We start from the raw sequence: 231 nt of genomic DNA, 5'->3' as shown, positions 1-231 counted from the left end.
CAGCACCAGCGAACTGATGAGCCAGGCCGACGTGGCCTGCTACGCGGCCAAGCATGCCGGGCGCAACCGGGTCTCGGTGTACCAGTTCGGCCATGAGGAAGTGGAGCGCCAGCACCGCGACATACTCCTCGCCAGCGGGCTGCGCGAGGCCCTGGAGAACGACCGCTTCCAGTTGCAGGCGCAGGAGATCGTCCCGGTCGGCCCCCGCCGCGACGGCGACCGGCACTACGA

The 231-nt window shown here is 69.7% G+C and carries 1 protein-coding gene; it reads left to right on the top strand.

Annotation, left to right across the window (positions count from 1 at the left end; all coding sequences use genetic code 11):
- Nucleotides 1-231: hypothetical protein (locus tag ACLJNW_RS28945; RefSeq protein WP_410962129.1), on the top strand; the 231-nt coding region annotated here is incomplete at both ends.

This window comes from Salmonella sp. SAL4457, assembly GCF_046548235.1.
Lineage (GTDB): Bacteria > Pseudomonadota > Gammaproteobacteria > Enterobacterales > Enterobacteriaceae > Salmonella > Salmonella enterica.
Note: the sequence above shows the minus strand (reverse complement) of the source record. Positions and strands in the feature narration are given on the sequence as shown.